We start from the raw sequence: 26,076 nt of genomic DNA, 5'->3' as shown, positions 1-26,076 counted from the left end.
TGCCACCGGGTTACGGCCGTCACCCGGTGGCGTCCACCAGTGCCAGTTCGTGCAGGCGTTCCGGGGGGCCCGGGCGGGCGTAGTACCAGCCCTGGGCGGTGTCGCAGCCCAGTATGCGGAGTTGCTCGGCCTGGGCGCCGGTCTCGACGCCCTCGACGGTGACCGCGAGGTCCAGGCTGTGGGCGAGGGAAACGATCCCCTCGACGATCTTGAGATCGACGGGGTCGGCCGGGAACTGCTGCATGCTCTGGGTGAAGGAGCGGTCCAGCTTGAGGATGCTGACCGGGAGGCGGCGCAGGTTGGCGAGGTTGGAGTAGCCGGTGCCGAAGTCGTCCAGGGCGATGTCGACGCCCATCTCCGCGAGGCGGCGCAGCGGCTTCAGCAGGTCGTCGTCGGCACCGATCAGCGCGGACTCGGTGACCTCCAGGCAGAGCGCCTCCGGCTCCAGGCCCTCGCGCTCCAGGATGTCGACCGTGTCCTGGACCAGGCCGGGGTGGGTGAGCTGGCAGGGCGAGAGGTTGACGTTGACGCGGAGCGGGCCCGTGAGCGCGTTTCCGCCGTGCCGCTCTCGCCACTCGCGGGCCTGGCGCACGGACTGCTCCAGGACCCAGCGGCCCAGCGGCACGATCAGTCCGGTGTGCTCGGCGAGCGGGATGAAGCGGTCGGGGCCGAGCACCCCGTGCTGCGGGTGCAGCCAGCGCACCAGGGCCTCGGCGCCGCGCACGCTGCCGTCGCCGAGGTGGACCAGCGGCTGGTACTCGATGAAGAACTCGCCCCGCTCCAGGGCGGTCGGCAGCGCCGTGGTGAGCCCGTTGCGGGTGATGGCGCGGGCGTCGGCCTCCGGGTCGGCGAGCTCGAAGCGGTTGCCGCCCGCGGACTTGGCCCGGTACATCGTGATGTCGGCGCTGCGCAGCACCTCGGCGGCGCTGCGCTCCCCCGCGGCTCCCTCGACGATGCCGATACTGCCGCGCACGGTCAGGTCCCGGCCGTCCACGCTGACCGGGGCGATCAACGCGTTCATGATGCGCGCGGCGAGCTCGTCGACCTCGCGCCGGGTCTCGGGACCGGTGGTCAACGCCACGAACTCGTCGCCGCCGAGGCGCGCGACCATCTCGCCCGGCGCGGTCGCGCAGGACTGGAGCCGGTCGGCGACCTCGACGAGCAGCCGGTCGCCGGCCGCGTGACCGAGGCTGTCGTTGATGGTCTTGAAGCCGTCGAGGTCGAGGTAGCACAGCCCGAACCGCTGTCCCTCGCCGGCGCCCAGCACCTTCTCCAGGCGTTCGAAGAACAGGGTGCGGTTGGGCAGGCCGGTGAGCGCGTCGTGGGTGGCCTCGTAGCGCAGCCGCAGGTTGAGCAGGCGGCGCTCGGTGGTGTCCTCCATGAGGGCGAGCTGGTACTGGGGTCTGCCGTCGGCGTCGCGCAGCAGGGAGACGGTGAGGTTGGTCCACAGGACCGTTCCGTCAGGGCGGTAGAAGGCCTTCTCCACGTGGTAGTGCTCGCGTTCGCCGGTCACCAGCTCCTCGTAGAGCCGCCAGACCTGCGGGGCGTCGTCGGCGTGCGTCCACTCCCGGACGTTGCGGCCGCGCACGGTCTGCTCGGAGCCGCCGAACATGCGCAGCAGCGCCCCGTTGACCTGGAGGACGTTGCCTTCGAGGTCGGCCATGCCGATGCCTATGGCGGCGCCCTCGAAGACCGCGCGGAAGCGGGCCTCGCTCGCGTGCAGCGCCTGTGCCACCACGCCCTGGGCCTGCAACGCGGCCTGCGCGATGGCCTCCTGCTCGGCCAGCGTGCGCTCGCGCAGGGCCTGCGCGAACCCGGCGGCCATGGCGTGCTGCAACCGGGAGCAGCGGGTGCGCAGCTCCTCCTGGTGGCCGTCCTCGCCGCAGTAGAGCACCAGATAGGCGTCGACGCAGTCCAGGCTGTGGCTGAGCGCCTCGGGGTCGGTGCAGTGCGTGTCGACCAGTGCGGCGCCGACCGCCTTCGCGGCCTCGGCGTCGAACGCCCTGGCCCGCAGCGCCTCGCTCAACCGGCGGGCGAGCGGCAGGAGTTCCTCCTCGAACTCCGGCCGCGTCAGGGAGGTCGACGTCACCGGGAACACCGCCCGGCTCCAGATCGTGGCGAACCGGCGCAGTCTGTCCTCCGGCCCGTCCGGCTCCGCGGTCACGCCGTACGCCCCACGCCGGCGAAACCGGAGAAGGCATAGGGATCCTCGTCCTCCGGAGCCGTCTCCGGCCGCCAGCGCGGCATCGGCACCAGTCCCGGTTCCACCATGTCGTACCCCTCGAAGAACCGCGCGATCTCGTCACGCGAGCGCATGATCAGCGGGTTGCGAATGTCCTTGTATACGTCCACCGCGCCCTCGGCCCGCTCCGGCGGCAGCGGGATTCCCTCGTACGAGGCATGCGTCAGGATCAGCAGGCTGCCGGGCGCGAGCGCCTCGCGCAGCTCGGCCACCGCACCGTACGGGTCGTCCGCGTCTTCCACGAAGTGCAGTATGGCAACGAGAAGCAGCGCCACTGGCCGATTCAGGTCGATCAGGTCGAGAACCTGGGAGCTGGAGAGGATCTCCTGCGGCTTGCGGAGGTCGGCCGCGACGACGTCCGCGTCCGCGTTGTCCGCCAGCACCGCCTGGCTGTGCGCGACGGCCACCGGGTCGTGGTCGACGTAGACCACGCGCGCGCCGGGGCTTGCCGCTCGGGCCACTTCGTGGACGCTGCCGAAGGTGGGAATGCCCGAGCCGATGTCGAGGAACTGAGTGATGCCCTCGTCGGCCGCGAACCGCACCGCCCGGCGCATGAACGCCCGGTTCGCCTGCATGATCTTCGGAAGTCCCGGCATGAACTCCATGGCCTTGCGGGCTGCTTCCCGGTCGACCTCGAAGTTGTGCGAACCGCCCAGGTAGTAGTCGTAGATCCGCGAGACGCTGGGCACCGAGATGTCGATGCTCCGTGGGGCCCAGGCGGGACGCTCCATCTATCTCTCCAAGGCGCTAGGCGATCCGGTGTTCGAGCAGAGGCTACTGATCGCCCGCCAAAAGAACGAGCGGAAACGGAAATTGACCGTCCGTTCCCGGTCACTGCCTGAGGCACGTGCCGAATTGACGCGGCGTGAAAAGCGGCGTGAAAAGCGGTGCGAAAGAGGGACACCTCCACACAAGGCGACCACGACAGCGGTCCGCCCCCCTCCGTGCGGCGCGGAGGGGGGCGGACCAGGGGTCAGTCACACCGGAGCGGGCGAGGGATCGGCCCTGGGGAGGTGATCTCTACTGCTTCGGCGCGCCGACCAGCTTTCCGTCGGGGGCCACGGCGTACCACGTGCCGCCGACGCCCTGACCGTTGATGTCGCCAGGGGCCTTGTCACCGGCGAAGGTGTAGATCGGCGAGCAGTTGACCGTCATCTGCTTGACGTTGTTGTCGGGCCGGGTGAAGCTCATCAGGCCCTTCTTCTGGACACCCTCGGTGTCGTTGGCCTCGACCGGTGCAACGACCGGCCACTTCTCGAGGCAGGCACCGACGCAGGCCGAGACGGGCTTCGGCCATGCCTTGTCCTTGACGAAGCGGTAGACCGTCATGCCGTTCTTGTCGACGACGATCTCGCCGAGGTTGGGGTCCTTGCGGGTGGACAGCCCGGGCAGGTCGGAGACCTTTGCCTTCTTGCCGTCGGGGGCCAGCGCGTACCACTTGCCGCCCACGCCCTGGCCGTTGACGTCTCCGGCGGACTTGTCCTTGGCGTAACGGTAGGCCGGCCAGCCGCCGATGGTCAGCTGCTTGGTGCCGTCGGCGCGGGTGACCTCGCCGAGCGTGGACTTGTCGATGCCCTCACCTGCGGCCGCGTCGTCCGCGGGCACCGGCGGCCAGGCGGTCGCGCAGTCGCCGTTGCAGTTCGTCTTCGGCGGTTCCGCGGTGTCCTGGTCGAAACGGTAGAGGGTCATGCCGTTGCCGTCGGTCAGCACCTCGCCGAGTTCGGCGTTGGTGGAGACGGCCAGCTTCCCGGCCCCGACACCCGACGCCGCGGGCACGGAGGCGGCGGCGGAAGGAGCGGTGGAACCGACCGTTCCGCCGGTGCCGGCACCGCCCGCGCCCACACTTCCGTAATCGCCGGTACCGGCAACAGTGCCTGCGCCGGCCGCGGCCGTGGCACCCACGTTCTGACTCGACGCGGTGCCGGATTCCTGACCGCACGCCGTCGTCAGCGCCAGCACGGCCACGGCGCTCGCCACGAGTGAGGCGCTCCGCCAGGAGGTCTTCATCGTCAACTCCCCAAAATCACAACAGGTGTTGCAGCGCCCTGCTGAGCCGCCGCACGGTCATGAGTACGCATGGGGGTGGCGGTTGTGTTCAACGGCGGCAGAAAATTCTTTCCAAGGGCTGTGAAGGAGGATCCCGACGGCGCTATGACGGGCCTCGGAAGAGCGTGCGGCAAACACCACGAACCGAACTTCGCTCGTTCGGACCAATCTTCCCGCGGCCTGGGCGCGCGCCCGCGCGCGAGGGCTCATGATCCTCGTCGTGCATGCATCCGAACCGACCCGATCCCCTTTCGTCACACGGGCGTTGGCCCTGGCGGCACTGACGTGGATCCTCGTGGGCGCACCGGCCGGCACCGCGACGGCCGACGCCTGCGCGTCCGCCTCGACGGGCCCGAACGGCACCGTGGCGGTGGCGGTCGCCGGAAGCCACACCTGGCCGACGCCTCCGCCTTGCCCGGTGCCGACACCCCCGCCGTGCCCGACACCGACGCCGACTCCCACACCGCCGCCGAGCCCCCCGCCCACGCCCACGCCGTCCAAGTCCACACCCGCGCCGCCGAGGCCGACGCCCACACCCACGCCCGAGCCACCGCCTCCGCCGCCCCCTCCCCCACCGGCACCGCAGCCCGCTGCTCCCCGCCCGGCACCCACTCCACCCACTCCACCCACTCCACCCCCACCGCCCACGGCGACCCCCACCCCCACACCGCCGCCCACGCCGGAACCGGCCCCGCGTCCCTCCGTGCGGCCGGTGAGCTACCCGCAGTACCACTCCCCGCCGCGCAAGCGGCCGGCGCACGGGGGAACGTCGCCCCTCACCCACGTCCTGCTCATCACGGTGCCCGCGGTGGTCGCCGTCGCCGCGCTCCGTCCGCGCTGATCCCTGGAGAAACCCTTGCCGGAATGGCTTGTTCTGACCCTCGCGATGGCTGCCGCGTGTGCCGTGGTGGTCGTCATCACCTTCCTGAGGCACCGTTCGGTGTCCGAGGACGAGGACCCGTCCGAGACCCCGGACGTCATCGAGTACATGACGATGTGGATCGGTGTGGTGTACGCCATCGTCCTGGGACTGGCCATCGCCGGTGTCTGGGAGGCGCGCAGCGTGGCCCAGGACCACGTCCAGGCGGAGGCCCAGGCGCTGCACGAGATCTCGGAGCGCGTCCGCGTCTATCCGGTCGAGACCCGCGACCGTATTCGGGGTGACGTCAACACCTATGTCGGACACGTCGTCACCACCGAGTGGAAGACGATGGCCGACGACGGCCGTGTCACGGAGCGCGGTGACGAGTTGTTGGAGCGCGTCCGCGCGGACATCACCGACTACGAGCCGCAGACGGACTTCGAGGCCCAGGCGTACCAGCCGCTCGTCGACCAGGTGGCCGCCGCGGACCAGGCGCGCACCTCCCGCTCGAACTCGATCGAGCCGACCATGCCCGGCGTGGTGTGGTTCGGGCTGCTGGCCGGAGCGGTGATCACCATCGGAATGGTCTTCGCCCTCCAGATCAGGCGGACCCCGCGCGAACTCGTCCTCGCCGGGCTGTTCTCCGCGCTGATCGCCTTCCTGCTCTTCCTGATCTGGGACTTCGACGCGCCCTACAGTCGCGGCATCACCGCGTCCGCGGAGCCGTTCCTGGCCCTCTTCCCGGGCGCCAAGGGCTGACGAGAGGTCACGCGCGCGAGGATCCGGCCAGGGGTGGGCACCACGCCGTGCCGTCCCCCGGCCGTGGGAACACCGTTCCCCCGTCCGGCCCGCGCGCATGCCCCGTTCGGGCGACTGCGATCGCGGTGCCGGGCACCTCTTCCTAGCGTTTCGGTCATCGAGGTGCGTTTTCGGCGCCGCCGGAACAGGTCCGCGGCTGCTCCTCACAGACCCGGAGGATCCACCATGCGCGCGATACCCGTCGCTTCGGCCGCACTGCTGGGCGTCGGCGCCCTGGCCTCCTGCGCCCCGGGCGTCGTCGCCGGCCACGGCGACCACTACGTCATGTCCGTCGGCTACGACGTCCTGCCCTCCACCATCGCGGCGGGCGGGCAGGTCAGCCTGCTCGTGGACCGCGACACCAGCGGCTGCCGGGGGCGCGTGACGGTGTCGTCGGAGGTCTTCGACACCGTCACCATCGCGCCGAGGTCGACGAGGGCGACGGCCCTGGTCGCCCGGGACGCCACGCCCGGGGCCGTGTACCGGGTGACGTTCATGTGCGGGGGCCTGGGCGCGGTCAAGGACCTGACCATCGCCGGGGGCCGCCCGGCCGGCCCGTCGCGGGTCCCCGGGGGTGTCCACGCCGGTGCGGGCGGCAGCAGCTCCGGGTTCGATCTCGGAGACGTCGCGCTGGGAGCCGCTCTGGTCGCCGGTTCGCTCGGTGCGGCGTACCGCTTCACCCGCCGCCGCACCGCCTCGGACGGCGCCTGACTTCCACCACCACGCAGGCGTCCGCCCCGGTCCCGTTCCTGGGAGCCGGGGCGGACGCCTGTTCACGTGCGGGCGACGTGCGCCGAGGAAAGAAAGAGGTGAGCGGGGGCGGGCTCAGATCCTCTTCTCGGAGCGGCGGCGCATCCAGAACACGCCGCCTCCGATGACCGCCGCGGCCACGAGCGCACCGCCGATGGCCACGTCGGTCGGGGTCGCCCCGCTGGAGCTGCTGCCGCCGAGACCGCCACGGACACCGCCGAGGACGGTGAAGGCAGCGTCGCGGGTCAGCGGGGCACGCCCGTTGCAGTTGACCGTGATGCTGTACGGCCCCGGGTTGGCGTTGTCGCGGATCGTCGCCGTTCCGCTCGCGGTCCCGTTGGTGCCGCCGACCCGGCGCAGGTTCACCGGCGAGGTGAACGCCGGGGAGTTGGCCGTGCCTCCGCCCGGGCATCCGTCGACCGTGACGGTCAGCTGACCGCCGCGGGCGATCACGCTGGGCAGGGCGACGATGTTGCTGACGATGCCGCTGTTGCCGTTGCCACCGCTGTTGCCACCGAGGCCGTTGCCGCCCCCGTTGCCGCGACCGTTCCCGTCCCCGTTCCCGTCACCCCCGCCCCCGTTGCCGCGGCCGTTCCCGTTCCCGTCGCCCCCGAAGCCGTTGCCGCGACCGTTCCCATTGCCGTTGCCGTTGCCGTCACCCCCGAAGCCGTTGCCCCGGCCGTTCCCGTTCCCATTCCCGTCACCCCCGAAGCCGTTGCCGCGGCCGTTCCCGTTCCCGTCACCCCCGAAGCCGTTGCCGTTGCCATTTCCATTGCCGTTGCCGTTGCCGCCGAAGCCGTTGCCTCCCCCATTACCGCCATTGCCACCGTTACCGCCGAAGCCGTTCCCGCCGCCGTCGCCGCCATTGTTGACGTAGGCGTTGGCGCCGCTGTTGCCCATGCCGTCCGCGACGGCCGCCGGGGCGGCGAGGCCGAGGACGGAGACCGCGGCGGCCGCGACCGCCAGGGCACGAGGAGTACGCATGTGAACCTCCGCGGAAGGCGCCCCGGGACCCGTCCCCGGTCGATCGGCGAGAAAGCGCCTCCCGAATAGACCCTCAGATGCCTTTCTTCCGACCGCATTTCGGGAATGGTCCGTCCTGGTGAGCTGACACGCCGTAAGAAAAGCATGTAATGCGATATCACCGCAGGTCACGGACCGTCAGAAAATTCCTGGTCGGAGCGACTCGGATGGCGCACCGACAGGCGCGCCTGCCACCCGTTCGCATCTGTCCCGTCGCCGCTCGCGCGCGGGGGACTTAGCGTTCTCGTATGCGCGAATTGACGTGGCGACGGCCGCGTCGAAAGGGGATGGCGAATGTCTGCGTTCGAGCTGTCCGAGGTGGCGGAAGAGGAGGAGCGGCGGAGGAAGCGCGCCCCGTGGGGCGTGATAGCGCTTGTTCTGCTGACCGGTCTCGCGCTCATTCGCAACGGTTCGGGGGAGTTCGACGTCGGGCCGCCGCAGCCCGCGTCGGCGGCCGCCGCGGACAGCCGTACCACGCAGGGCATCTTCGGCACCCCGCAGGCACTGCCGTACGCGGTGCCCGCCCGGGTGCGGATCCCCTCGATCCAGGTGGACGCGCCCGTCATGCCGGTCGGCCTGGACTCGGACGGCTGGGTCGGCGCGCCGCCCGCGGAGGACCCGAACCTGGCCGGCTGGTTCACCGGCGCCGTATCGCCCGGTGAGAAGGGAACCGCGGTCATCGTCGGGCACGTCGACAACACGCAGGGCCCCGCCGTGTTCTACGGGCTCGGGGCGCTGAAGAAGGGAAGTCGACTCGAGGTGGCGCGAGGGGACGGAAAGACCGCCGTTTTCGAGTTCTACGGCATCGAGGTTTTCGCGAAGAACAACTTCCCGGGCGACCGTGTCTACGCCTCCAAGGGCACCCCGGAACTCCGGGTCATCACGTGCGGCGGCGGTTTCTCCAAGCAGAACGGCTACGACGGGAACGTCGTCGCCTTCGCCCGCCTGGTCGAGGTCCGCTGAACGTTCCCCGGCCGGGCGGGCGAAGGCCCGTGCCCGCCGCCCGCTACGCGTACTGCCGGCGCGGGACGGTGATGTGGTAGCCGCCGTCCAGCAGCTGCGGCAGATAGGAGCGCAGCGCCCGGACACTCTGCGAGCGGTCGCCCCCGGCGTCGTGCGAGAGCACCACGACGCCGGGGGCGGCGCCGTCCTCGACCCGGTCGACGATGGTGCGGGTGCCGGGGGTGGTCCAGTCGAGGCTGTCGACGGTCCAGGCGAGCGGTTCCATGCCGAGTTCCGCGCCGAGCTGGAACGCGGCGCGGTTCCAGGCGCCGTAGGGCGCGCGGAACCACTGGGGGCGTTCGCCGTACGCGTCCTCGATGACGTCGCAGGTGCTTTCCATCTCGGACCGGATGCGTCGTCGGGTGAGGCGGGTCAGCAAGGGGTGGGACCAGGTGTGGTTGCCGACGACGTGGCCCTCGTCGGCCATCCGCGCCAGCAGGTCCTTGTTGCCGACGGCCATCTCCCCGCAGACGAAGAACATCGCGCGGACGTCGTACTCGCGCAGGGTGTCGAGGATGGCGGGGGTGTAGCGGGGGTCGGGGCCGTCGTCGAAGGTCAGCACCATGGTGCGGCCGCGTCCGGACAGGCGCAGCAGCGGCTCACGCCGTACGCGGGGGTGGCCGGGGGTGGTGCGCACCGGGCCGTATCCGGTCAGGGGCTGGAGGCGGTATGTGGAGGGTGTCACCGGGAGCCGGCGCACCGGGGCCCCTCCGGCGGGAGCCGTGGCGCCTCCGGCGGGAGCCGTGGCGCCTCCGGCGGGAGCCGTGGTGCCTCCGGCAGGGGTCGTGGTGCCTCCGGTGGAAGCCGTGGGAGCGGTCGGCCCGCCCGCCCCGCCCAGCGCGAACAGCCCGGCCGTGCCTGCCGCCCCCAGAGCGGCGCCGCCGGCGAGCAACGCCCGGCGCCGCGTGAGCAACTGATCCTTCTTCATGACTCATCAGTCGCCCGACGGAAGGCCGACGCACCTCACCGACACCGGCACGGAGGCACGTTTCCACCCGCCCGGCCCAGCCCCGCTCGCGGTCAGCGGTGGCGTACCAGCGGGAACGGGAGGGTCTCGCGGATGGTCAGGCCGGTGAGGAACATGACCAGCCGGTCGACGCCGATGCCGAGGCCGCCGGTGGGCGGCATGGCGTATTCGAGGGCGTCGAGGAAGTCCTCGTCCAGTTCCATCGCCTCGGGGTCTCCCCCGGCGGCGAGCAGGGACTGGGCGGTCAGGCGGCGGCGCTGTTCGACGGGGTCGGTCAGCTCGGAGTAGGCGGTGCCCAGTTCGGTGCCGAAGGCGACGAGGTCCCAGCGCTCGGCGAGCCGGGGGTCGGTGCGGTGCTGGCGGGTGAGCGGGGAGACGTCGGTGGGGAAGTCCTTGTAGAAGGTGGGCAGCTGGGTCTTCTCCTCGACGAGCCGTTCGTACATCTCCAGGACGATGTCGCCGTGCCCGTCGTCCGCGACGTACGGCACTGCGGCCCGGTCGCACAGCCGCAGCAGCGCGGGCAGCTCCGTGTCGGGGGTGATCTCCTCCCCCAGTGCCTCGGAGATCGCGCCGTAGACGGTCTTGACCGGCCAGGTGCCCGAGATGTCGTACTCGGTGCCGTCCTTGCGGGCCACCGGGCTGCCGAAGGCGGCGGTGGCGGAGCCCTGGATGAGTTCGCGGACGAGGTCGAGCATCACGTCGTAGTCGGCGAAGGCCTGGTAGGCCTCCAGCATCGTGAACTCGGGGTTGTGCTTGTGGTCGACGCCCTCGTTGCGGAAGGTGCGACCCATCTCGAAGACCTTCTCCAGGCCGCCGACGCACAGCCGCTTGAGGTACAGCTCGGGGGCGATGCGCAGATAGAGGTCGAGGTCGTAGGCGTTGATGTGCGTGGTGAAGGGGCGGGCGTTGGCGCCGCCGTGGATCTGCTGGAGGATCGGCGTCTCGACCTCCATGAACCCGCGCTCCAGCAGACCCTGGCGCAGGGCCTGTACGGCGGTGGAGCGGGCCCGGACCACGTCGCGGGCGTCGGGGCTCGCGACGAGGTCGAGATAGCGCAGGCGGACCTTGGCCTCGGGGTCGGCGAGGCCGCGGCGCTTGTCGGGCAGCGGGCGCAGGCACTTGCCGACGAGCTGCCAGGCGGTGACGAAGACGGTGGGTTCGCCTTTGTCGCTGGTGCCGGCGCGGCCGGTGGCGGTGATGTGGTCGCCGAGGTCGGTGTCGGCGGTGAAGTGGTCGAGGGCGGGGCCGGATTCGGCGCGGGTGAGGGCGAGTTGGTGGTCGCCGGACCAGTCGCGCAGCCGGACGAAGACGATGCCGCCGAAGTCGCGGACCTGCATGATCCGGCCGGCGACCGTCACCTGTTCGCCGTCGCGGACCTCGGTGAGGGCGTGGGTGCGCCGGGGGGCGCCGACCGGGTAGGGGTCGGTGCCGTCGGCGCGCAGCCGCTCCAGTTTGCGGTGCCGGACGCGGACCTGTTCGGGCAGGTCCAGCTCCGCTGCGTCGGGCCCGGCCTCGTCCCCTCCGTCGAGGCCGAGCGCCGACAGCGGCGGCAGGCCCTCGGTGGTCGCAGGGCGCTGCCCGCCCTTCGAGTGCCCCTTTCCCCAGAGTTTGCGCAGCGACGGTACGGAGACGAAGCCCTCGGCGATCGCGGAGGCGAGGCCGATGCGGGCGAGGGAGGCGGCCTCGCCGTAGCAGAGGAAGCGCGGGTACCACTCGGGGCGGTATTTGGCGTTGGAGCGGTACAGGGCCTCCAACTGCCACCATCGGGAGAGGAACAGCAGCAGGCGGCGCCACAGCCGCAGCACGGGTCCGGCGCCGATGCGAGCGCCTTCCTCGAAGACGGAACGGAACACCGCGAAGTTCAGCGAGACTCTGCGCACGCCCAGTTTCGGGGCGACGGCCGCCAGTTCGGCGACCATGAACTCCATGGCGCCGTTGGGGGCGCGGCGGTCACGGCGCATCAGGTCCAGGGAGATGCCGTCCTTGCCCCAGGGCACGAAGGAGAGCAGGGCGAGCAGCTGCCCGTCGGCGCTCAGGGCCTCGACGAGGAGGCAGTCGCCGTCGGCGGGGTCGCCGAGCCGGTCCAGGGCCATGGAGAAGCCGCGCTCGGTCTCGGTGTCGCGCCAGGCGTCGGCCTTGTCCACGACCGCCTTCATCTCCTCCTCGGTGAGGGTGGAGTGGCGGCGGACGCGGCAGGTGGCGCCGGTGCGGCGGACGCGGTGGACGGCCTGGCGGGTCACGCGCATGTCGCGGCCGTCGAGGTCGAAGTCGGGGACGACGAGGATCGCCTCGTCGCCGAGCTGGAGGGCGCCGAGCCCGGCGCGGGCGAAGGCGCGGGCACCGTCCTCGGAGGCGCCCATCGCGGCGGGGGCCCAGGCGTACCGGCGGGCCACGTCCAGCCAGGCGGCGATGGCGTGCGGCCAGGCCTCGCGGTCGCCGACCGGGTCGCCGCTGGCGAGGCAGACGCCGGCCTCGACGCGGTAGGTGACGGCGGCCTTGCCGCTGGGCGAGAAGACGACGGCCTTGTCGCGGCGGGTGGCGAAGTAGCCGAGGGAGTCCTGGTCGCCGTAGCGCCTGTGCAGGGCGCGAATGCGGGTCTCCTCGTCGCCGTGCAGGGCCGCCTCCAGGCGCTGGGAGCGGAACAGCGTGGTGGCGGCGTTCAGCAGGGCGAGGGCGCCGAAGAGGCCGAGGAGGAAGGAGACGGCGCGGGGCGGCAGTCCGTCGTAGGTGCCGCCGGAGACCAGGCCGCCGCAGACGCGGTCGGCGGCGTAGGCCAGCCGCTGACCGCGCGGCAGCGTGCCCGGGAAGAGCTCCACGAACCCCCAGCCGACGAGGATCGCCACGACGAGGCCGGCCAGCAGCACACCGAGCGCCCGCCACACGGCGGCGCGGCGGGAGGCGGCGTAGAACTCGCGGCGGGCGACGACCAGCAGGGCGAGCGCGAGGGCGCACACGACGAGGGAGGGGATGGAGTCGGCGTACAGGCCGGACGCGACGCCGACGACGTCGGCGAGGACCAGCAGGCCCAGGTAGACGACGACCAGCCACCAGGCGACCTTCTTACGGGCGGCGGTCGCGGCGGCGAGCAGGAACAGGAAGACCGCGTAGGCCAGGTTGGCGCTGACCGGGACGATGATCTGGTCGAGGGCGCGGACCACCGGGCGCAGCAGGGTGCGCAGGGGCGGGATCAGGGCCAGCAGGACGCAGAGCAGGCCGAGGGCGCCGAAGAAGGCCGCGAAACCCTGGGGCACCCGGCTGAGGAAGCCGCCTCGGGGCGGTCGTATCGGGCCCTGGGTCTCCTCGGCCGTGGTGGCCGCCACGGTGGCACTCATGCTTTCGACTGTAGGAACAGACGGGCGTCCTCGCCCGTCGAGCGGTGCCGGGCACCTGGTGCCCCCGCACGGGGCGACCTGCGGCTTCCGATAGCCTCGGAGCCGTGACGAAGCATCACGCACATGAGTTCGAGCTGGGCACGGACGGGCCGAAGGTCATCGTGGTCGGTCTGGACGGCTCCGACTCGTCCTTCCGTGCGGCGGCCTACGCGGCGGGGCTGGCCCGGCGGCAGCGCGCGCTGCTCGCGGTCGTGTACGTACAGCCGGTGATGGTGGCGGGCGCGGCGATGGGGGCGCCGGTCGCCGGCACGACCGACGCGATCGCCGAGGACCTCGTGCGGGAGATCCGGGACGCCACCGAGCGGGTCAAGGGGATATTCGACGTGCGCTGGGAGTTCCACACCTTCCGCGGCGACCCGTACAGCGGCCTGGTGAAGGCCGCCGACGAACTGAAGGCGGACGCGGTGGTGGTGGGGGCCTCGGAGCAGGCCGGGCACCGGATCGTCGGCTCGGTGGCGGTCCGGCTGGTGAAGGCGGGGCGGTGGCCGGTGACGGTGGTGCCGTAGCCCCCGCGCGTCGGCGCGGGGGCCCCGCCGCTGCTCCCCCGTCACGCCGCGTCGCTACTCCCCCATCACCAGCCCGTCCTTCGCGGCGCCCCGGCTGAGTACGACGTCCCGGATCCGGTCGCGGACCCCGGTCAGCTCGGCGCCCTGGGCGATCGCCCGGTTGACGTCGACCACGCGGCCGGCGTCGACGTCGAAGAGCTGCGGGAGGAACTCGGCCTTGGCGACCTCCCACCGTCCGCCCGGCCGCTTCGGCGGGGCGAAGGTGAAGCGGCCGACGGTGGACTGGTTGCCGCGGGAGTCCTGGACGCCCTCGTGGTTGAACATCTCACCGGCCACCTGGTCGCCCAACCCGTAGACCACCCAGGTGCCGTTGACCTTCTCGTACGCCTGCGGGACGTGGGCGTGGGTGCCGAGGATCAGGTCGACGTCGGGCCGGCCGTCGGTGCGGGCGGCGGTGAGCCGCTGGGCGAGGCTCTGCTGCTGGGCGTCGGGTTCCTCCTGCCACTCGGTGCCCCAGTGCAGGGACACCACGACCACGTCGGCGCCCGCCTGCCGCGCGGCCCGGGCGTCGGCGAGGATCCGCTGCTCGTCGATCAGGTTGACCGCCCAGGGCTGCCCCGGCGGGAACGGCAGGCCGTTGGTGTCGTACGTGTAGGCGAGGTGGGCGACCTGCGCCGAGCCCGCGCGCAGGATCGTGACGGTGCCTGCCTCGGCCTCCGTACGCGCCGACCCGGCGTGACGCACGCCCGCGCGGTCGAGGGTGTCCAGGGTGCGGAAGATGCCCGCGGCGCCGTCGTCGAGGGAGTGGTTGGAGGCGGTGGAGCAGCCGTCGTAGCCGACCGAGGCGAGGCCCGCGGCCACTTCGGGCGGTGATTTGAAGGTGGGGTAGCCGGTGTAGTCGCCGTTCGCGCCGTACACGGTCTCCATGTGGCACAGCGCCAGATCGGCGCGGGAGACGACGGGCTGGATCCCGGCCAGCATCGGGCGGAAGTCGTAGCCGGTGCCGCCGGCGTCGAAGCGCGCCCGGTCGATGATCGAGCTGTGCGGCAGGACGTCGCCGGAGGCGACGAGGGTGAATCTGGCGGTGCCCGCGGCCGGTGCCGGCCGTCCGGGCTCCGCGGGCGGTTGATGGCGGTGGGCCTGGCAGGCTGCGGCCGAGGCCAGTAGAGCTGTCAGGATCAGGGCAACCTGTCGTCTGCGTGCGATCATTCCTCACCCCGCTGAGGTCATATTTACGCACAAATAGGTACGATTTTGGCCGCTGTCGCAAACAACCTCAGGCCCCCCACTCACCCATCCGGTGTGCGCGAGTGGCGGGATACGACCGTTCGTCGAACCGTTCGTCGACGCGATCGACCGTCCGTCGCAGACCCGCGTGCGCCCCCTGTCCCTGGCCGCCGCCCTGCGGTCCCATACGCGCATGACGGCCGGAACCACCCTCACGAACGGTACGAACGGGACGACCGCCGAGCACGAGCTCGCCGCACTCCAGCGCGAGCACGGCCGACCGCTCTTCGCGCTGCTGCTGAGGCTGTGTGACGGCGACCGGCAACGCGCCGAGGACCTCGTGCAGGAGACGCTGGTACGGGCCTGGCAGCATCCCGAGGCCCTGCGCGCGGACGCCTTCGACTCCGTCCGGCCGTGGCTGCTCACCGTGGGGCGGCGGCTCGCGATCGACGCGCGGCGGGCCCGGCAGGCGCGCCCGGCGGAGGTCGGCGACGCGGTGCTCGAACACGCGCCGGTGTGCGCCGACCACGCCGAGCGGTCGGCCGCCACCCTGGATGTGCGGGAAGCTGTGAAGACTCTCACTCCCGAGCACCGTGAAGTCCTGGTGCTCGTGTACTTCCAAGGGGCGAGTGTGGCGGAGGCCGCCGCAGCCCTGGGGATTCCGCCCGGTACCGTGAAGTCCCGCGCATATTACGCGCTACGCGCCCTGCGCAGGGTACTTCCGGGATACGCGGCCGACCTGCGGTGAAACCAATGGGATAGTCAAACCTCCGTAAAGCGCCTTGCTGAGGACCCCAGTTGAGTAATCGGCTGTCCTCATCCGTGTTCCGGACTGGGGGGCCCGGGTTCGGGCGACGCGCACGCACCGGAGGAAGGCAGGAAGGGATGCTGCACAGAGGTCATCAGAGTACGGACGGCACCGGCGGCGGTGAACTCACCGTTCCCATGGCCTGGTTGTACGCCGAGTACATCGCCGACGAACTGCTGCGGACCGGCGATCTCATGCCGCCGACTTCGTTCGAGTTCCGCGCCGGGCGCGACGCCCTGGCGCTGACCATCTTCCTCTCCGACACCGACGGCGAGCTCCCGGGCATCCGGGTCGTCACCCAGCTGGAGACCTGGCTGTCGCTGACGGCGTACGACCAGCCGTGGCAGGACTGGGTGCGCGAGCGCATGGCCGGGCTCACAGCCGAGGCGGCCACGTCCCCGGACCCGGCGCCCGACCTCGAACTGGCCGCTGCCGCCTGGCGTTGGCTGGAGGAGACCGAGCTGCTCGCACCCGACCTGAACGCGGTTCCGGGCGGCGCTCCGGTGGTCGGTGAGGACGAGGGACCGAAGGTGTGGACGCCCGCCTGGCAGCTCGGGCTGCCCCTCGGACATCTCGCCATCCATCTTTTTTAGAACCGGACCAATCCGGGGGCCGAACCGCTCCGAATATCTTGGTCTCGATTGTGTGTACGGCTGAGTGATTCGGGTGCCGGGTGCGTACGGATGGGAGCAAGGAGTAACCCCACCCGCACCCAACGGCACGAGGATTGCGCATGAGGTCCCAGGAAAGGCATCACGACGCCGGCGCCTACGCGCTCGGCGTGCTGGACGAAGTGGACGCCTTCCGCTTCGAGGACCACCTCATGGAGTGTCCTCAGTGCGCGGCGCAGGTCACCGAATTCGGTGCAGCGACACGGCAGTTGATGCTGTACCGGCAGGCGACGCCGCGGGTGGTGCACCCGTTCGCGGGGCCGGGCCCCCGGCTCCTGGACCGGCTGCTCGGCGAGGTCGCCGCGCGGCACCGGGCGCGTCGCAGGCGGCTGCTGTACGCCGTGGCCGCCTCCGTGGTCGTCGCGCTGGCCGGTCCGGCGCTCGTGATGCTGTCGGGCGCGGGGGCGGGCGGCGGGGACGACGCCGTGCGGGTCACCGCGACGGACGAGAAGTCGGGTGTGTGGGCACAGGTCACGACCGAGGACGAGCCCTGGGGCAGCCAGGTGGAACTGAAGGTCAAGGACGGGGCGGGGCCCCGCAATTGCCGCCTCATCGTCATCGGCCGGGACGGCTCCGAACGGGCGGTCACCAACTGGATGGTGCCCCGGCACGACGCCCGGCCCACCACCGTGCAGGGCGGGACCGATCTGCACACCGACCAGATCCTCCGCTACGAGATCCGCTCGGCGGAGGGCGAGCACCTGGTGACCCTGGCCCCCCGCTGATGTGCAGGCCCACCGCCACGGACGGACACTGAAAGTGCCGACGTGGAGCCACTGATGGTCCGCTCGACCAGGAGCCGCCGTGCCGGCCGCCTGAGCAGCCGACCGAGCCGCACGACGTGGTCGTCCGCACTCCGCCGCCCGAGGACCCACCGGTCATCCACGCGGACCCTGGCCTCGATCGCGGAGGGCCTGGCGATCCCGGCCCCGGTCCTGGGCGTGCTCGCGACGGTCACCTCTCTCGTGGGCAGCGCCTACTGGTGACCTACTTCAGCAGCCTCGACATCCTGCGGTCCGCCAACGGCTTGCCCCCCGTCTGGCACGTCGCGCAGTACTGGAGGGACGAATCGCTGAAGGACACCTCGCGGATCGTGTCGCCGCAGACCGGGCAGGGTTCGCCCGTGCGGCCGTGGACGCGCAGGCCGGTCTTCTTCTCGGCCTTGAGGCGGCCGGCGGCGAGGCCGCGGGAGCGTTCGACGGCGTCGGTCAACGTGCTGCGCAGGGCGGCGTGGAGGGTGTCCGTCTCCTCCGGGGTCAGGGAGGCGGCCAGTTTGAAGGGGGACATTTTCGCGGCGTGCAGGATCTCGTCGCTGTAGGCGTTGCCGACGCCGGCGATGAGGCTCTGGTCGCGCAGGGCACCCTTGATCTGGCGGCGCTCCCCCGCGAGGAGCCCCGCGAGTCTTCGTGCGTCGAAGTCGGCCGCGAGCGGGTCGGGGCCGAGGCGGGCGACGCCGGGGACCTCCTGCGGGTCCCGTACGACGTACACCGCGAGCCGCTTCTGGGTGCCGGCCTCGGTGAGGTCGAAGCCCTCGCCCGTCTCCAGGGCGACCCGGAGGGCGAGGGGGCCCTTGCCGGGGCGGGGCGGGCCGTCGGGGAGGCGGTCCTTCCAGTGGAGCCAGCCGGCGCGGGCCAGGTGGGTCAGGAAGTGCGGCCCGCCGTCCGTCTCCAGGTCGAGGAACTTGCCGTGGCGGTGCACGGCGGTGATCTCGCGGCCCTCGACGGCGGTGACGGGTGGGTCGTAGGTCTTCAGGACGCTGATGGCGACGGGCAGGACGCGCACGATCTCGTGACCGACGACGTGCTCGGTCAGGAAGTCCTTGAGCGCTTCGACCTCGGGCAGTTCCGGCATACGTCCAGAGTGCCACCGGGGACCGCCGGCCTCAGCTCCGGGCGGGAGCGCCATCCGGGGCCGACCGGATCGGCCTCACCCGGACACCGTGAACTCGCACCACACGCACTTCCCGCCGCCCCGCGCCTCCACGCCCCACTCGTCGGTGAGCAGGTCGACCAGGAGCAGGCCGCGCCCCGAGACGCCGGAATCCCCGGCCTCGCGGCGGCGCGGCAGGGCGCTGGAGGAGTCCTCGACCTCGACGCGCAGGCGGCGGTCGGAGTTGCCGAGGACCCGCAGGGTGAGGATCGCGGCGCCCTCGGTGTGCATGAGGGCGTTGGTGATGAGTTCGTCGGCGACCAGCTCGACCTCGTCGGCGCGGTCGCGGGCGCCCCAGGAGCGGACGGCGGCGCGGATCATGTGCCGGGCGCCGGTGAGGGCCTCGGGGTCGCCGGGGATCACGAGCTGCTGGAGGCGGCCCCCGGGCCGCGGGGTGTCGAGGCCCCGGCGGCGCAGCAGGAGCAGGGCCACGTCGTCGTCGCCGGCGCGTTCCTCGGCGACGACGATCAGCCGGTCGGCGAGGCTGCGTACGTCGTCGGGGCCGGTGGCGATGAGGGCGGTGAGGGTCTTCATGCCGTCGTCGAGGTCGGCGCCGGGCTGTTCGACCAGGCCGTCGGTGCACAGCAGCAGGGTGTGGCCGGGGTCGAGTTCGAGGGTGGTGACCGGGTATTCGAGGGTGCCGAACTCGGCGGACAGGCCGAGTGGCAGGCCGCCCGCGACGGGCACGCGGCGGCAGGCTCCGCCGGGTGCCCGCACCAGGGGGTCGATGTGCCCGGCCCGGACCACCTGGACCACGCCGGTGGACAGGTCGGCCTCCGCGTAGAGGCAGGTGGCGAAGCGGTCGGTGTCGAGTTCGTGCAGGAAGACGGAGGCGCGGGCCATCACGGTGGCGGGGGTGTGGCCCTCCGCGGCGTAGGCGCGCAGCACGATGCGGAGCTGGCCCATGACGGCGGCGGCGTGCGTGTCGTGGCCCTGGACGTCGCCGATGACGGCGCCGACCCGGCCGCCGGGCAGCGGGATCAGGTCGTACCAGTCGCCGCCGATGTCCCGGCCGAGGGAGCCGCCGATGGTGGCGGCGCGGTAGCGGACGGCGACGTCGGCGCCGGCCACGCTGGGGATGGTGCGCGGCAGCATGGCCTGCTGGAGGCCCTGGGCGATGTCCTTCTCCTGCTCGTAGAACATGGCCCGTTGCAGGCTCTGCGCGATGCTGCTGCCGAGGGCGACGAGGATGTTGCGCTCCTCGGGGGTGAAGCCGCGCCGGTCGCTGTAGAGCAGGCCCATGGCGCCGATGGGGCGGGTCTGGACGATGAGGGGCAGGTAGGCGGCCGAGGTGATGTCCAGGTCGGTGATGTGCGGCCACAGCGCGGGGTAGCCGGCGGCGAACTCCTCGGGCGACTCGATGAACCGGGGGCTGAGGGTGCGGACGACCTCGCTCATCGGGTAGGGCTCGTCGATGCGGGTGACCAGGGTGCCGGGCACGAAGCTGCCCGCGGGTCCCTCGGCGACCAGACGGATGCGGCCGGCCTCGACCAGGCCCATGACGAGGCTGGTCGCGCCGAGGTGGGTGAGGCCGTGGGTGTCCTTGAGGACGTCGATCACCTCCCGCACGGTGCGGGCGTGCGCGAGGGCGGCGGTGGTGAGCTGGACGACGTTGGTCTGCTCGCGGCGGGCGTCGTCGAGGGCGGCCTCGTCGCGGCGGTCGGCGAGGTCTCTCAGCTCCTCGGCGGCGTCGCGGACGATGCCGATGATCCGGCGGGGGCGGCCCGTCTCGTCACGCCGGATGTAGCCCTGGGTGTGGGTCCAGCACAGGCTGCCGTCGCGGCGGCGGATGCGGAAGTAGGCGCCGTAGTTCTCACTGCCGTCCTTGATGGCCTGGGCGACCAGGGCGTCCAGGCGGATCCCCTCCGCCTGCGGGACGCGCGGGGAGAGGCTCTCGGGGCGGCCGTCGTACTCCGCGGGGGGCATGTCGAAGATCTCGTGGGCCCGGGCGTCCATGTGGAACAGGCCGGAGTCCAGGTCCCAGTCGAAGCTGCCCATGCGGTTGAGGGCCAGGATCGGATCCGGGTGGGCGGGCCAGTCGTCCGGGAGTGACAGCGCGCTCGCTCCCCGATCAGCCATGCGCCCACCTTGCCAGGATTTGCCCGATTATTCGAGTGGGCACGGGACACGTGGGTTACCCAGCCCGAGGCATGGAACACGGTGAGTGACGGGGCCGTCGGGACCGAGGACAGGAGCGCGAGGCCGTGGAGTGGTTCACCGCACCCGACTACTGGCTGAGCCGACTGGTCTTCCAGCGGGCTCTGGCCGGCGTGTATCTGGTCGCGTTCCTCACGGCGGCCCTCCAGTTCCGCCCGCTGCTGGGTGAGCGGGGGATGCTGCCGATCCCCCGGTTCGTCGCGCGCGTACCGTTCAGGCGGGCGCCGAGCCTGTTCCATCTGCACTACTCGGACCGTTTCTTCGCCGGCTGTGCCTGGTCGGGCTGCGCGGTCTCGGTGGCGCTGATCGCGGGCCTGGACTCCCTGTTGCCGCTGTGGGCCGCGATGCTGCTCTGGCTGGTGCCGTGGGCGCTGTACCTGTCGATCGTCAATGTCGGCCAGACCTGGTACGGCTTCGGCTGGGAGTCCCTGCTCCTGGAGGTGGGGTTCCTCGCCGTCCTCCTCGGCAACGACGAGGTGGCCCCGCCGTTCCTCGTGCTGTTCCTGTTGCGCTGGATCCTGTTCCGCGTGGAGTTCGGGGCCGGTCTGATCAAGCTGCGGGGTGACGCCTGCTGGCGGAAGCTGACCTGCCTGGACCACCACCACGAGACGCAGCCGATGCCGGGCCCGCTGAGCTGGTTCTTCCATCATCTGCCCAAGCCGCTGCACCGGGTCGAGGTGGCCGCCAACCACGTCACGCAGCTCGTCGTGCCCGTCCTGCTGTTCACCCCACAGCCGATCGCCACGGCCGCCGCCGCCCTGATGATCGTCACCCAGCTGTGGCTGGTCCTGTCGGGCAACTTCTCCTGGCTGAACTGGATCACCATCGTGCTGGCCCTGTCGGCGCTGCGGCTGCCGGGCGAGGCGCCGTCCCTGCCCGACACCCCGATCTGGTACGAGGTCGTCGTCCTGGCGGTGGCCGCGCTGCTGGTGTACCTGAGCTATCACCCGGTCGTGAACATGATCTCCCGCGGCCAGGTCATGAACCGCTCCTTCGACCCGCTCCACCTGGTCAACACCTACGGCGCGTTCGGCAGCGTGAGCCGTGTCCGCTACGAGGTGGTGGTCGAGGGCACGCCCGACGACGTCCCGCGCGAGGACTCCGAGTGGCGGGAGTACGAGTTCAAGGGCAAGCCGGGCGACCCGCGGCGCTGGCCCCGCCAGTACGCGCCGTACCACCTCCGGCTGGACTGGATGATGTGGTTCGCCGCCCTCTCCCCCGCCTACGCCGGGTCGTGGTTCGGTGTCATGGTCGAGCGGCTCCTGGAGAACGACCGCGACACCCTCAGGCTGCTGCGCCGCTCCCCGTTCCCGCCCGGCGAGCCCCCGCGCTACGTCCGCGCCCGCCTCTTCCGCTACCGCTACACGAGCTGGCGGGAGCTGCGGGAGACGGGCGCGTGCTGGGAGCGGACGTATGTGCGGGAGTTTCTGCCGCCGACGCGGCTGACGGTGGCGGTTCAGAGGTCGTAGACGCGGGTGGCGGTGGTCTCGTAGACCTGGGTGATTTCGTCGGCGCTCAGGTCCGCGGTCAGCTCCTGGGCGGCGGACAGCACGTCACCGTACGTCGCTGCCAGGGTGCACACCGGCCAGTCCGAGCCGAACATCAGCCGGCCCGGTCCGAAGGCCTCCAGCGCCACCTCGGCGTAGGGGCGCAGGTCGTGGACGGTCCAGTGGGCGTGGTCGGCCTCGGTGACCATGCCGGAGAGCTTGCAGACGGTGTTGGGGAGCGCGGCCAGGGCGCGGACCGCGGTGGCCCAGGGTTCGCGGGTGCCGGAGGCGATGGGCGGCTTGGCGAGGTGGTCCAGGACGAGGGTGAGGCCGGGGTGGTCGGCGGCCGCCTTGGCGCAGGCGGGGAGTTGGTGGGGCAGGACGACCAGGTCGTAGGCCAGGCCCGCGGCGGCCACGGCGGCGAGGCCGCGGTGGACGTCGGGGCGCAGCAGCCACTGCGGGTCGGGCTCGCCCTGGACCTGGTGGCGGATGCCCTTGAGGTGGGCGCCGCCGGGGAGTTCGCGGAGCCGGGCGAGTTCGTCGGCCACGTCGGGGCGGGTCAGGTCGGTCCAGCCGACGACGCCCGCGACCAGGTCGTGTCCGGCGGCGAGGGCGAGGAACTCGGGGGTCTCCTCGGGCACGGTGATCGTCTGCACCAGGACCGTGCGGTCGACGCCGGCCGCGCGGACGTCGGGTTCGAGGTCGGCGAGGGTGAAGTTCCGCCGTAGCGACTGGAGTTCGGGGCCCCTGATCCAGTCCTGGTCCCGGACCGACAGGTCCCAGACGTGGTGGTGCGCGTCGACGGTCACGGCAGCTCCCACACGACGGGCAGGCCGGCGTCGGCCCCTTCGCCGGAGTAGTCGTGCACCACGTCGAGCAGGTCGGCCATGCGGGCCTGCCAGGCCACGTTGACCGGCAGTTTCTCCAGTTCGGCGAGGAGGCGGGCGTAGTCCTCGCACTCCAGGACATGGAAGAGGTCCGTGCCGCTGCGCCAGATCGTCCAGGAGGTGGCACCGGCCGCGCGGATGGCGTCGGTGAGCTCCTCGGGGACCTCTCGGTGAGCGGCCTCGTACGCGGTGATCCGGTCGGCGCGGACCTTGGTGTGCAGGGCGACTCTCACGACGGCTCCTCCAGGGGCAGCAGACCGGTGTCGTTCAGCTCCTGCCAGAAGGCGGCGGGGACGGGGGTCGCGAACTGCTCGGCGCAGTCGCGCACCTCGTCTGCCGAGCGGGCACCGACCAGCACGCTCGCGACCGCCGGGTGGGCGGCGCAGAAGGCCAGGGCGGCGGCGCGCAGGGTGACGCCGTGCCGGTCGGCCACCGCCTGCATGCGCAAGGCCTTCTCGAGCAGCTCGGCCGGCGCCTGGGCGTAGTTGTAGGTGGCTGTGGGCCTTGGATCCGCCAGCAGCCCCGAGTTGAAGGCGCCCCCGATGACGACCGACACTCCTCGCTCGACGGCCGCGGGCAGCAGCTCGGCCCCGGCGCTCTGGTCGAGGAGCGTGTAGCGGCCGGCGCACAGCACCACGTCGACGTCCGTGTCGCGGACGAAGCGGGTGAGCATCTCCGCCTGGTTCATGCCCGCGCCGATCGCGCCGACCACGCCCTGGGCGCGCAGCTTCTCCAGCGCCGGGTAGCCCTCGCGGAAGGCCTGTTCGGCGTGGTCGTCGGGGTCGTGGAGGTAGACGACGTCGACGCGGTCGAGGCCGAGGCGTTCCAGGCTCGCCTCCAGGGTGCGCCGTACGCCGTCGGCGGTGAAGTCCCAGACACGGCGGTGGGAGGCGGGGACGGCGAAGCCGTGGGCCAGGTCGTCGCCGGTGCCGTCGGCGGGGTCCAGGCGGCGGCCGACCTTCGTCGACACCGTGTACTGCTCGCGGGGGTGTGCGCGCAGGGCGGCGCCGAGGCGGCGCTCGGAGAGGCCGAGGCCGTAGTGGGGCGCGGTGTCGAAGTAGCGGACGCCCTGCCGCCAGGCCGCGGCCACGGCGTCGTACGCCTGCTCCTCGGTGACCTCGGTGTAGAGGTTGCCGATCACGGCGGCGCCGAAGCCGAGGCCGCTGACCTCGACGCCGCTGCGGCCCAGCGCGCTCACTGTCCCACCGGCCGAAGGCGCAGGCCCTGCATGCCGCCGTCGACCGCGAGGGACGTGCCGGTGGTGGCACCCGACAGGGGGCTCGCCAGGTAGGCGACGGCGCCCGCGACCTCGGCCGCGCTGACCAGGCGGCCGGTGGGCTGGCGGGCCTCCAGGGCGGCGCGTTCGGCGACCGGGTCGTCTGCCGTGTCCAGGAGGCGGCCGACCCAGGGGGTGTCCGCGGTGCCGGGGTTGACGCAGTTGACGCGGATGCCCTCGCGGACGTGGTCGGCGGCCATGGCGAGGGTCAGCGAGTACACGGCGCCCTTGGTCGCGCTGTACAGGGCCCGCTGCGGCAGGCCGGCGGTGGCGGCGATGGAGCAGGTGTTGACGATGGCCGCGTGGGCGGAGGCGCGCAGGTGCGGCAGGGCGGCGCGGGCCGTGCGGACCATGCCGACGACGTTGACGTCGAGGACGCGGTGCCACTCGGTGTCGTCGTTGTCCTCGACGGTGCCCTGGGCGCCGATGCCCGCGTTGTTGACCAGGATGTCGAGGCCGCCGAGGTCGGCGACGGCTGCCGCGACCGCCGTTCGCACGGAGGCGTCGTCGGTGACGTCGGCCCTGTAGGCGCGCAGCGGCTTCTCGACCGATGACGTGTCCAGGTCGAGTACGGCGACCCGGGCGCCGCGCTCGGCCAGCAGCTCCGCGGTGGCCCGGCCGATGCCGGAGGCGCCGCCCGTCACCAGGGCGCTGAGGCCCTCGAAGTCGCTCATGCCGCGTGACCTTTCTTCGCCTTGATGTCAGCCTTGATGTCTGCCTCGATGTCGGCGGCCCAGAAGGTGCCGCCGGGATAGGTGTACCGCGCGATCGACTCGGGACGCATGGCCGCCGAGAAGCCCGGCAGAGCGGGGCACTTGTAGTAACCCTGGCGGATCACCACCGGGTCGAGGAAGTGGTCGTGCAGATGGTCGACGTACTCGATGGTGCGGTCGTCGATGGTGCCGGAGACCGCCACGTAGTCGAACATCGACAGGTGCTGGACGAGTTCGCACAGGCCGACGCCGCCCGCGTGCGGGCAGACGGGGATGCCGAACTTCGCGGCGAGCAGCAGGATGGCGAGGTTCTCGTTGACGCCGCCGACACGGGCCGCGTCGAGCTGGAGGACGTCGATGGCGCCCGCCTGGAGCAGCTGCTTGAAGACGATCCTGTTCTGCACGTGCTCGCCGGTGGCGACCTTGACCGGGGCGACGGCCCGGCGGATCGCCGCGTGGCCGAGGATGTCGTCGGGGCTGGTGGGCTCCTCGATCCAGTACGGGTCGAACTCGGCGAGGGCCTTGGTCCAGCGGACGGCCTCGTCGACGTCCCAGCGCTGGTTGGCGTCGATCGCGAGGCGGATGTCCGGGCCGACGACCTGCCGGGCGACGCGGCAGCGGCGTACGTCGTCGTCGAGGTCGGCGCCGACCTTCAGCTTGATCTGGGTGAAGCCGTCGGCGACCGCCTCGGTGGCGAGCCGGGTGAGCTTGGCGTCGTCGTAGCCGAGCCAGCCCGCCGATGTGGTGTAGGCCGGGTAGCCCTGTCGCAGCAGGCGGTCCAGCCTCTCCTGTCTGCCCTCGCGAGCGCCGCGGAGGAGGGCCAGGGCCTCGTCGGGGGTCAGGGCGTCGGTGAGGTAGCGGAAGTCGACCTGGGCGACCAGCCACTCGGGGTCGGCGTCGGCGAGGAGGCGCCACAGGGGCTTGGCGGCGCGTTTGGCCGCCAGGTCCCAGACGGCGTTCATCACCGCCCCGATCGCCATGTGCATCACGCCCTTCTCGGGGCCGAGCCAGCGCAGCTGGCTGTCGCCGATGAGGTCCCGGTTCAGGCTGCCCGGGTCGGCGCACAGTTCCTCCACGGACCGGCCGACGACATGTCCGCGCAACGCCTCGATCGCGGCGACCTGGACCTCGTTGCCCCGCCCGATGGTGAAGGTGAACCCGTGCCCCTCGTGCCCGTCCCCGGCGTCCGTGCGCAGCACGACGTAGGCGGCCGAGTAGTCCGGGTCCGGGTTCATCGCGTCGGAGCCGTCGAGCTCGCGCGAGGTGGGGAAGCGGATGTCGTGGGTGTCGACCGCGGTGACGCGGGCGGGGGTCGGGGACACGGGGTGCCTTT

Annotated in this window: 23 protein-coding genes and 1 pseudogene; 10 read left to right on the top strand and 14 right to left on the bottom strand. The window is 71.9% G+C overall.

Annotation, left to right across the window (positions count from 1 at the left end):
* Positions 1-19 precede the first annotated feature (19 nt).
* The 3 genes from ACFYWX_RS34485 to ACFYWX_RS34475 form a co-directional block, all read right to left on the bottom strand.
* Positions 20-2,164 carry a putative bifunctional diguanylate cyclase/phosphodiesterase gene (locus tag ACFYWX_RS34485; protein ID WP_389428762.1) on the bottom strand — a complete coding sequence of 715 codons (2,145 nt, stop codon included), beginning with the start codon at positions 2,162-2,164 and terminating at the stop codon, positions 20-22.
* Positions 2,161-2,973, bottom strand: coding sequence for an SAM-dependent methyltransferase (locus tag ACFYWX_RS34480; protein ID WP_389428761.1), 813 nt, complete (start codon positions 2,971-2,973; stop codon positions 2,161-2,163). Before ACFYWX_RS34480 ends, ACFYWX_RS34485 begins: the two co-directional genes overlap by 4 nt.
* A gap of 289 nt (positions 2,974-3,262) precedes the next feature.
* Complete coding sequence (locus ACFYWX_RS34475; protein ID WP_389428760.1) at positions 3,263-4,249, bottom strand: SCO0930 family lipoprotein; 987 nt, start codon at positions 4,247-4,249, stop codon at positions 3,263-3,265.
* A gap of 751 nt (positions 4,250-5,000) precedes the next feature.
* Here ACFYWX_RS34475 and ACFYWX_RS34470 point away from each other — a divergent pair.
* The 3 genes from ACFYWX_RS34470 (at position 5,001) to ACFYWX_RS34460 (ending at position 6,659) form a co-directional block, all read left to right on the top strand.
* Complete coding sequence (locus tag ACFYWX_RS34470; protein ID WP_389428759.1) at positions 5,001-5,129, top strand: hypothetical protein; 129 nt, start codon at positions 5,001-5,003, stop codon at positions 5,127-5,129.
* A 15-nt stretch (positions 5,130-5,144) separates the two neighbouring features.
* A complete protein-coding gene (locus ACFYWX_RS34465; protein WP_389428758.1) occupies positions 5,145-5,909 on the top strand; it encodes a hypothetical protein in 765 nt (254 codons plus the stop codon).
* Between the two features lie 225 nt (positions 5,910-6,134).
* The gene (locus ACFYWX_RS34460; protein ID WP_389428757.1) at positions 6,135-6,659 is read left to right on the top strand and encodes a hypothetical protein; all 525 of its coding nucleotides are present in this window, start codon (positions 6,135-6,137) and stop codon (positions 6,657-6,659) included.
* Between the two features lie 114 nt (positions 6,660-6,773).
* Here the strand turns inward: ACFYWX_RS34460 and ACFYWX_RS34455 are convergent.
* Positions 6,774-7,393, bottom strand: a pseudogene (locus ACFYWX_RS34455) (hypothetical protein).
* Between the two features lie 622 nt (positions 7,394-8,015).
* On the opposite strand from ACFYWX_RS34455, the gene ACFYWX_RS34450 reads away from it, so the two are divergent.
* A complete protein-coding gene (locus tag ACFYWX_RS34450; RefSeq protein WP_389428756.1) occupies positions 8,016-8,684 on the top strand; it encodes a class F sortase in 669 nt (222 codons plus the stop codon).
* 43 nt (positions 8,685-8,727) lie between these two features.
* Here the strand turns inward: ACFYWX_RS34450 and ACFYWX_RS34445 are convergent, their stop codons facing one another.
* Both ACFYWX_RS34445 and lysX read right to left on the bottom strand, forming a co-directional pair.
* Positions 8,728-9,651, bottom strand: a complete 924-nt coding sequence (locus ACFYWX_RS34445) for a polysaccharide deacetylase family protein (RefSeq protein ID WP_389428755.1) — start codon at positions 9,649-9,651, stop codon at positions 8,728-8,730.
* Between the two features lie 92 nt (positions 9,652-9,743).
* Positions 9,744-13,022: a bifunctional lysylphosphatidylglycerol synthetase/lysine--tRNA ligase LysX gene (lysX, locus tag ACFYWX_RS34440; RefSeq protein ID WP_389428754.1), complete on the bottom strand. Its 3,279-nt coding sequence runs from the start codon at positions 13,020-13,022 to the stop codon at positions 9,744-9,746.
* A gap of 104 nt (positions 13,023-13,126) precedes the next feature.
* Here lysX and ACFYWX_RS34435 point away from each other — a divergent pair, with 104 nt between their 5' ends.
* Positions 13,127-13,588, top strand: a complete 462-nt coding sequence (locus tag ACFYWX_RS34435; protein WP_389428753.1) for a universal stress protein — start codon at positions 13,127-13,129, stop codon at positions 13,586-13,588.
* 54 nt (positions 13,589-13,642) lie between these two features.
* Here the strand turns inward: ACFYWX_RS34435 and ACFYWX_RS34430 are convergent, their stop codons facing one another.
* The gene (locus tag ACFYWX_RS34430; protein ID WP_389428752.1) at positions 13,643-14,797 is read right to left on the bottom strand and encodes a CapA family protein; all 1,155 of its coding nucleotides are present in this window, start codon (positions 14,795-14,797) and stop codon (positions 13,643-13,645) included.
* 211 nt (positions 14,798-15,008) lie between these two features.
* Between ACFYWX_RS34430 and ACFYWX_RS34425 the strand changes: the two genes are divergently transcribed.
* From ACFYWX_RS34425 to ACFYWX_RS34410, 4 genes are all read left to right on the top strand, one after another.
* Positions 15,009-15,563, top strand: a complete 555-nt coding sequence (locus ACFYWX_RS34425) for a sigma-70 family RNA polymerase sigma factor (protein WP_389428751.1) — start codon at positions 15,009-15,011, stop codon at positions 15,561-15,563.
* Positions 15,564-15,700: 137 nt separating this feature from the next.
* Complete coding sequence (locus ACFYWX_RS34420; RefSeq protein ID WP_389428750.1) at positions 15,701-16,216, top strand: hypothetical protein; 516 nt, start codon at positions 15,701-15,703, stop codon at positions 16,214-16,216.
* 140 nt (positions 16,217-16,356) lie between these two features.
* Entirely contained in the window at positions 16,357-17,019 is a 663-nt protein-coding gene (locus ACFYWX_RS34415; RefSeq protein ID WP_389428749.1) for a zf-HC2 domain-containing protein, read from the top strand.
* Between the two features lie 54 nt (positions 17,020-17,073).
* Positions 17,074-17,280, top strand: a complete 207-nt coding sequence (locus tag ACFYWX_RS34410) for a hypothetical protein (protein WP_389428748.1) — start codon at positions 17,074-17,076, stop codon at positions 17,278-17,280.
* A gap of 1 nt (position 17,281) precedes the next feature.
* On the opposite strand, the gene ACFYWX_RS34405 is transcribed toward ACFYWX_RS34410, so the two are convergent.
* Together ACFYWX_RS34405 and ACFYWX_RS34400 are read right to left on the bottom strand one after the other, a co-directional pair.
* Complete coding sequence (locus ACFYWX_RS34405; RefSeq protein WP_389428747.1) at positions 17,282-18,145, bottom strand: Fpg/Nei family DNA glycosylase; 864 nt, start codon at positions 18,143-18,145, stop codon at positions 17,282-17,284.
* A 75-nt stretch (positions 18,146-18,220) separates the two neighbouring features.
* Positions 18,221-20,302: a SpoIIE family protein phosphatase gene (locus ACFYWX_RS34400; RefSeq protein WP_389428746.1), complete on the bottom strand. Its 2,082-nt coding sequence runs from the start codon at positions 20,300-20,302 to the stop codon at positions 18,221-18,223.
* Between the two features lie 125 nt (positions 20,303-20,427).
* Between ACFYWX_RS34400 and ACFYWX_RS34395 the strand changes: the two genes are divergently transcribed.
* Positions 20,428-21,849 (top strand): lipase maturation factor family protein, encoded by a 1,422-nt coding sequence (locus ACFYWX_RS34395; protein ID WP_389428745.1) that lies wholly within the window; start codon positions 20,428-20,430, stop codon positions 21,847-21,849.
* Here ACFYWX_RS34395 and ACFYWX_RS34390 read toward each other — a convergent pair.
* The 5 genes from ACFYWX_RS34390 to ACFYWX_RS34370 are packed head-to-tail and all read right to left on the bottom strand — an operon-like array spanning position 21,837 to position 26,065.
* Positions 21,837-22,676, bottom strand: a complete 840-nt coding sequence (locus tag ACFYWX_RS34390) for an amidohydrolase family protein (protein ID WP_389428744.1) — start codon at positions 22,674-22,676, stop codon at positions 21,837-21,839. The two genes, ACFYWX_RS34395 and ACFYWX_RS34390, sit on opposite strands and share 13 nt — an antisense overlap.
* Positions 22,673-22,987 (bottom strand): L-rhamnose mutarotase, encoded by a 315-nt coding sequence (locus tag ACFYWX_RS34385; RefSeq protein ID WP_389428743.1) that lies wholly within the window; start codon positions 22,985-22,987, stop codon positions 22,673-22,675. Before ACFYWX_RS34385 ends, ACFYWX_RS34390 begins: the two co-directional genes overlap by 4 nt.
* Positions 22,984-23,952, bottom strand: coding sequence for an aldo/keto reductase (locus tag ACFYWX_RS34380; RefSeq protein WP_389428742.1), 969 nt, complete (start codon positions 23,950-23,952; stop codon positions 22,984-22,986). The genes ACFYWX_RS34385 and ACFYWX_RS34380 overlap by 4 nt, the downstream gene beginning before the upstream one ends.
* Complete coding sequence (locus tag ACFYWX_RS34375; RefSeq protein ID WP_389428741.1) at positions 23,949-24,704, bottom strand: SDR family NAD(P)-dependent oxidoreductase; 756 nt, start codon at positions 24,702-24,704, stop codon at positions 23,949-23,951. The genes ACFYWX_RS34380 and ACFYWX_RS34375 overlap by 4 nt, the downstream gene beginning before the upstream one ends.
* Positions 24,701-26,065 carry an L-fuconate dehydratase gene (locus ACFYWX_RS34370; RefSeq protein ID WP_389428740.1) on the bottom strand — a complete coding sequence of 455 codons (1,365 nt, stop codon included), beginning with the start codon at positions 26,063-26,065 and terminating at the stop codon, positions 24,701-24,703. The genes ACFYWX_RS34375 and ACFYWX_RS34370 overlap by 4 nt, the downstream gene beginning before the upstream one ends.
* Positions 26,066-26,076 lie beyond the last annotated feature (11 nt).

This window comes from Streptomyces sp. NPDC002888 (assembly GCF_042888465.1).
Classification (GTDB): Bacteria; Actinomycetota; Actinomycetes; order Streptomycetales; family Streptomycetaceae; genus Streptomyces.
The sequence above is the reverse complement of the archived record's forward strand: the minus strand, read 5'-3'. Positions and strand labels throughout refer to the sequence as shown.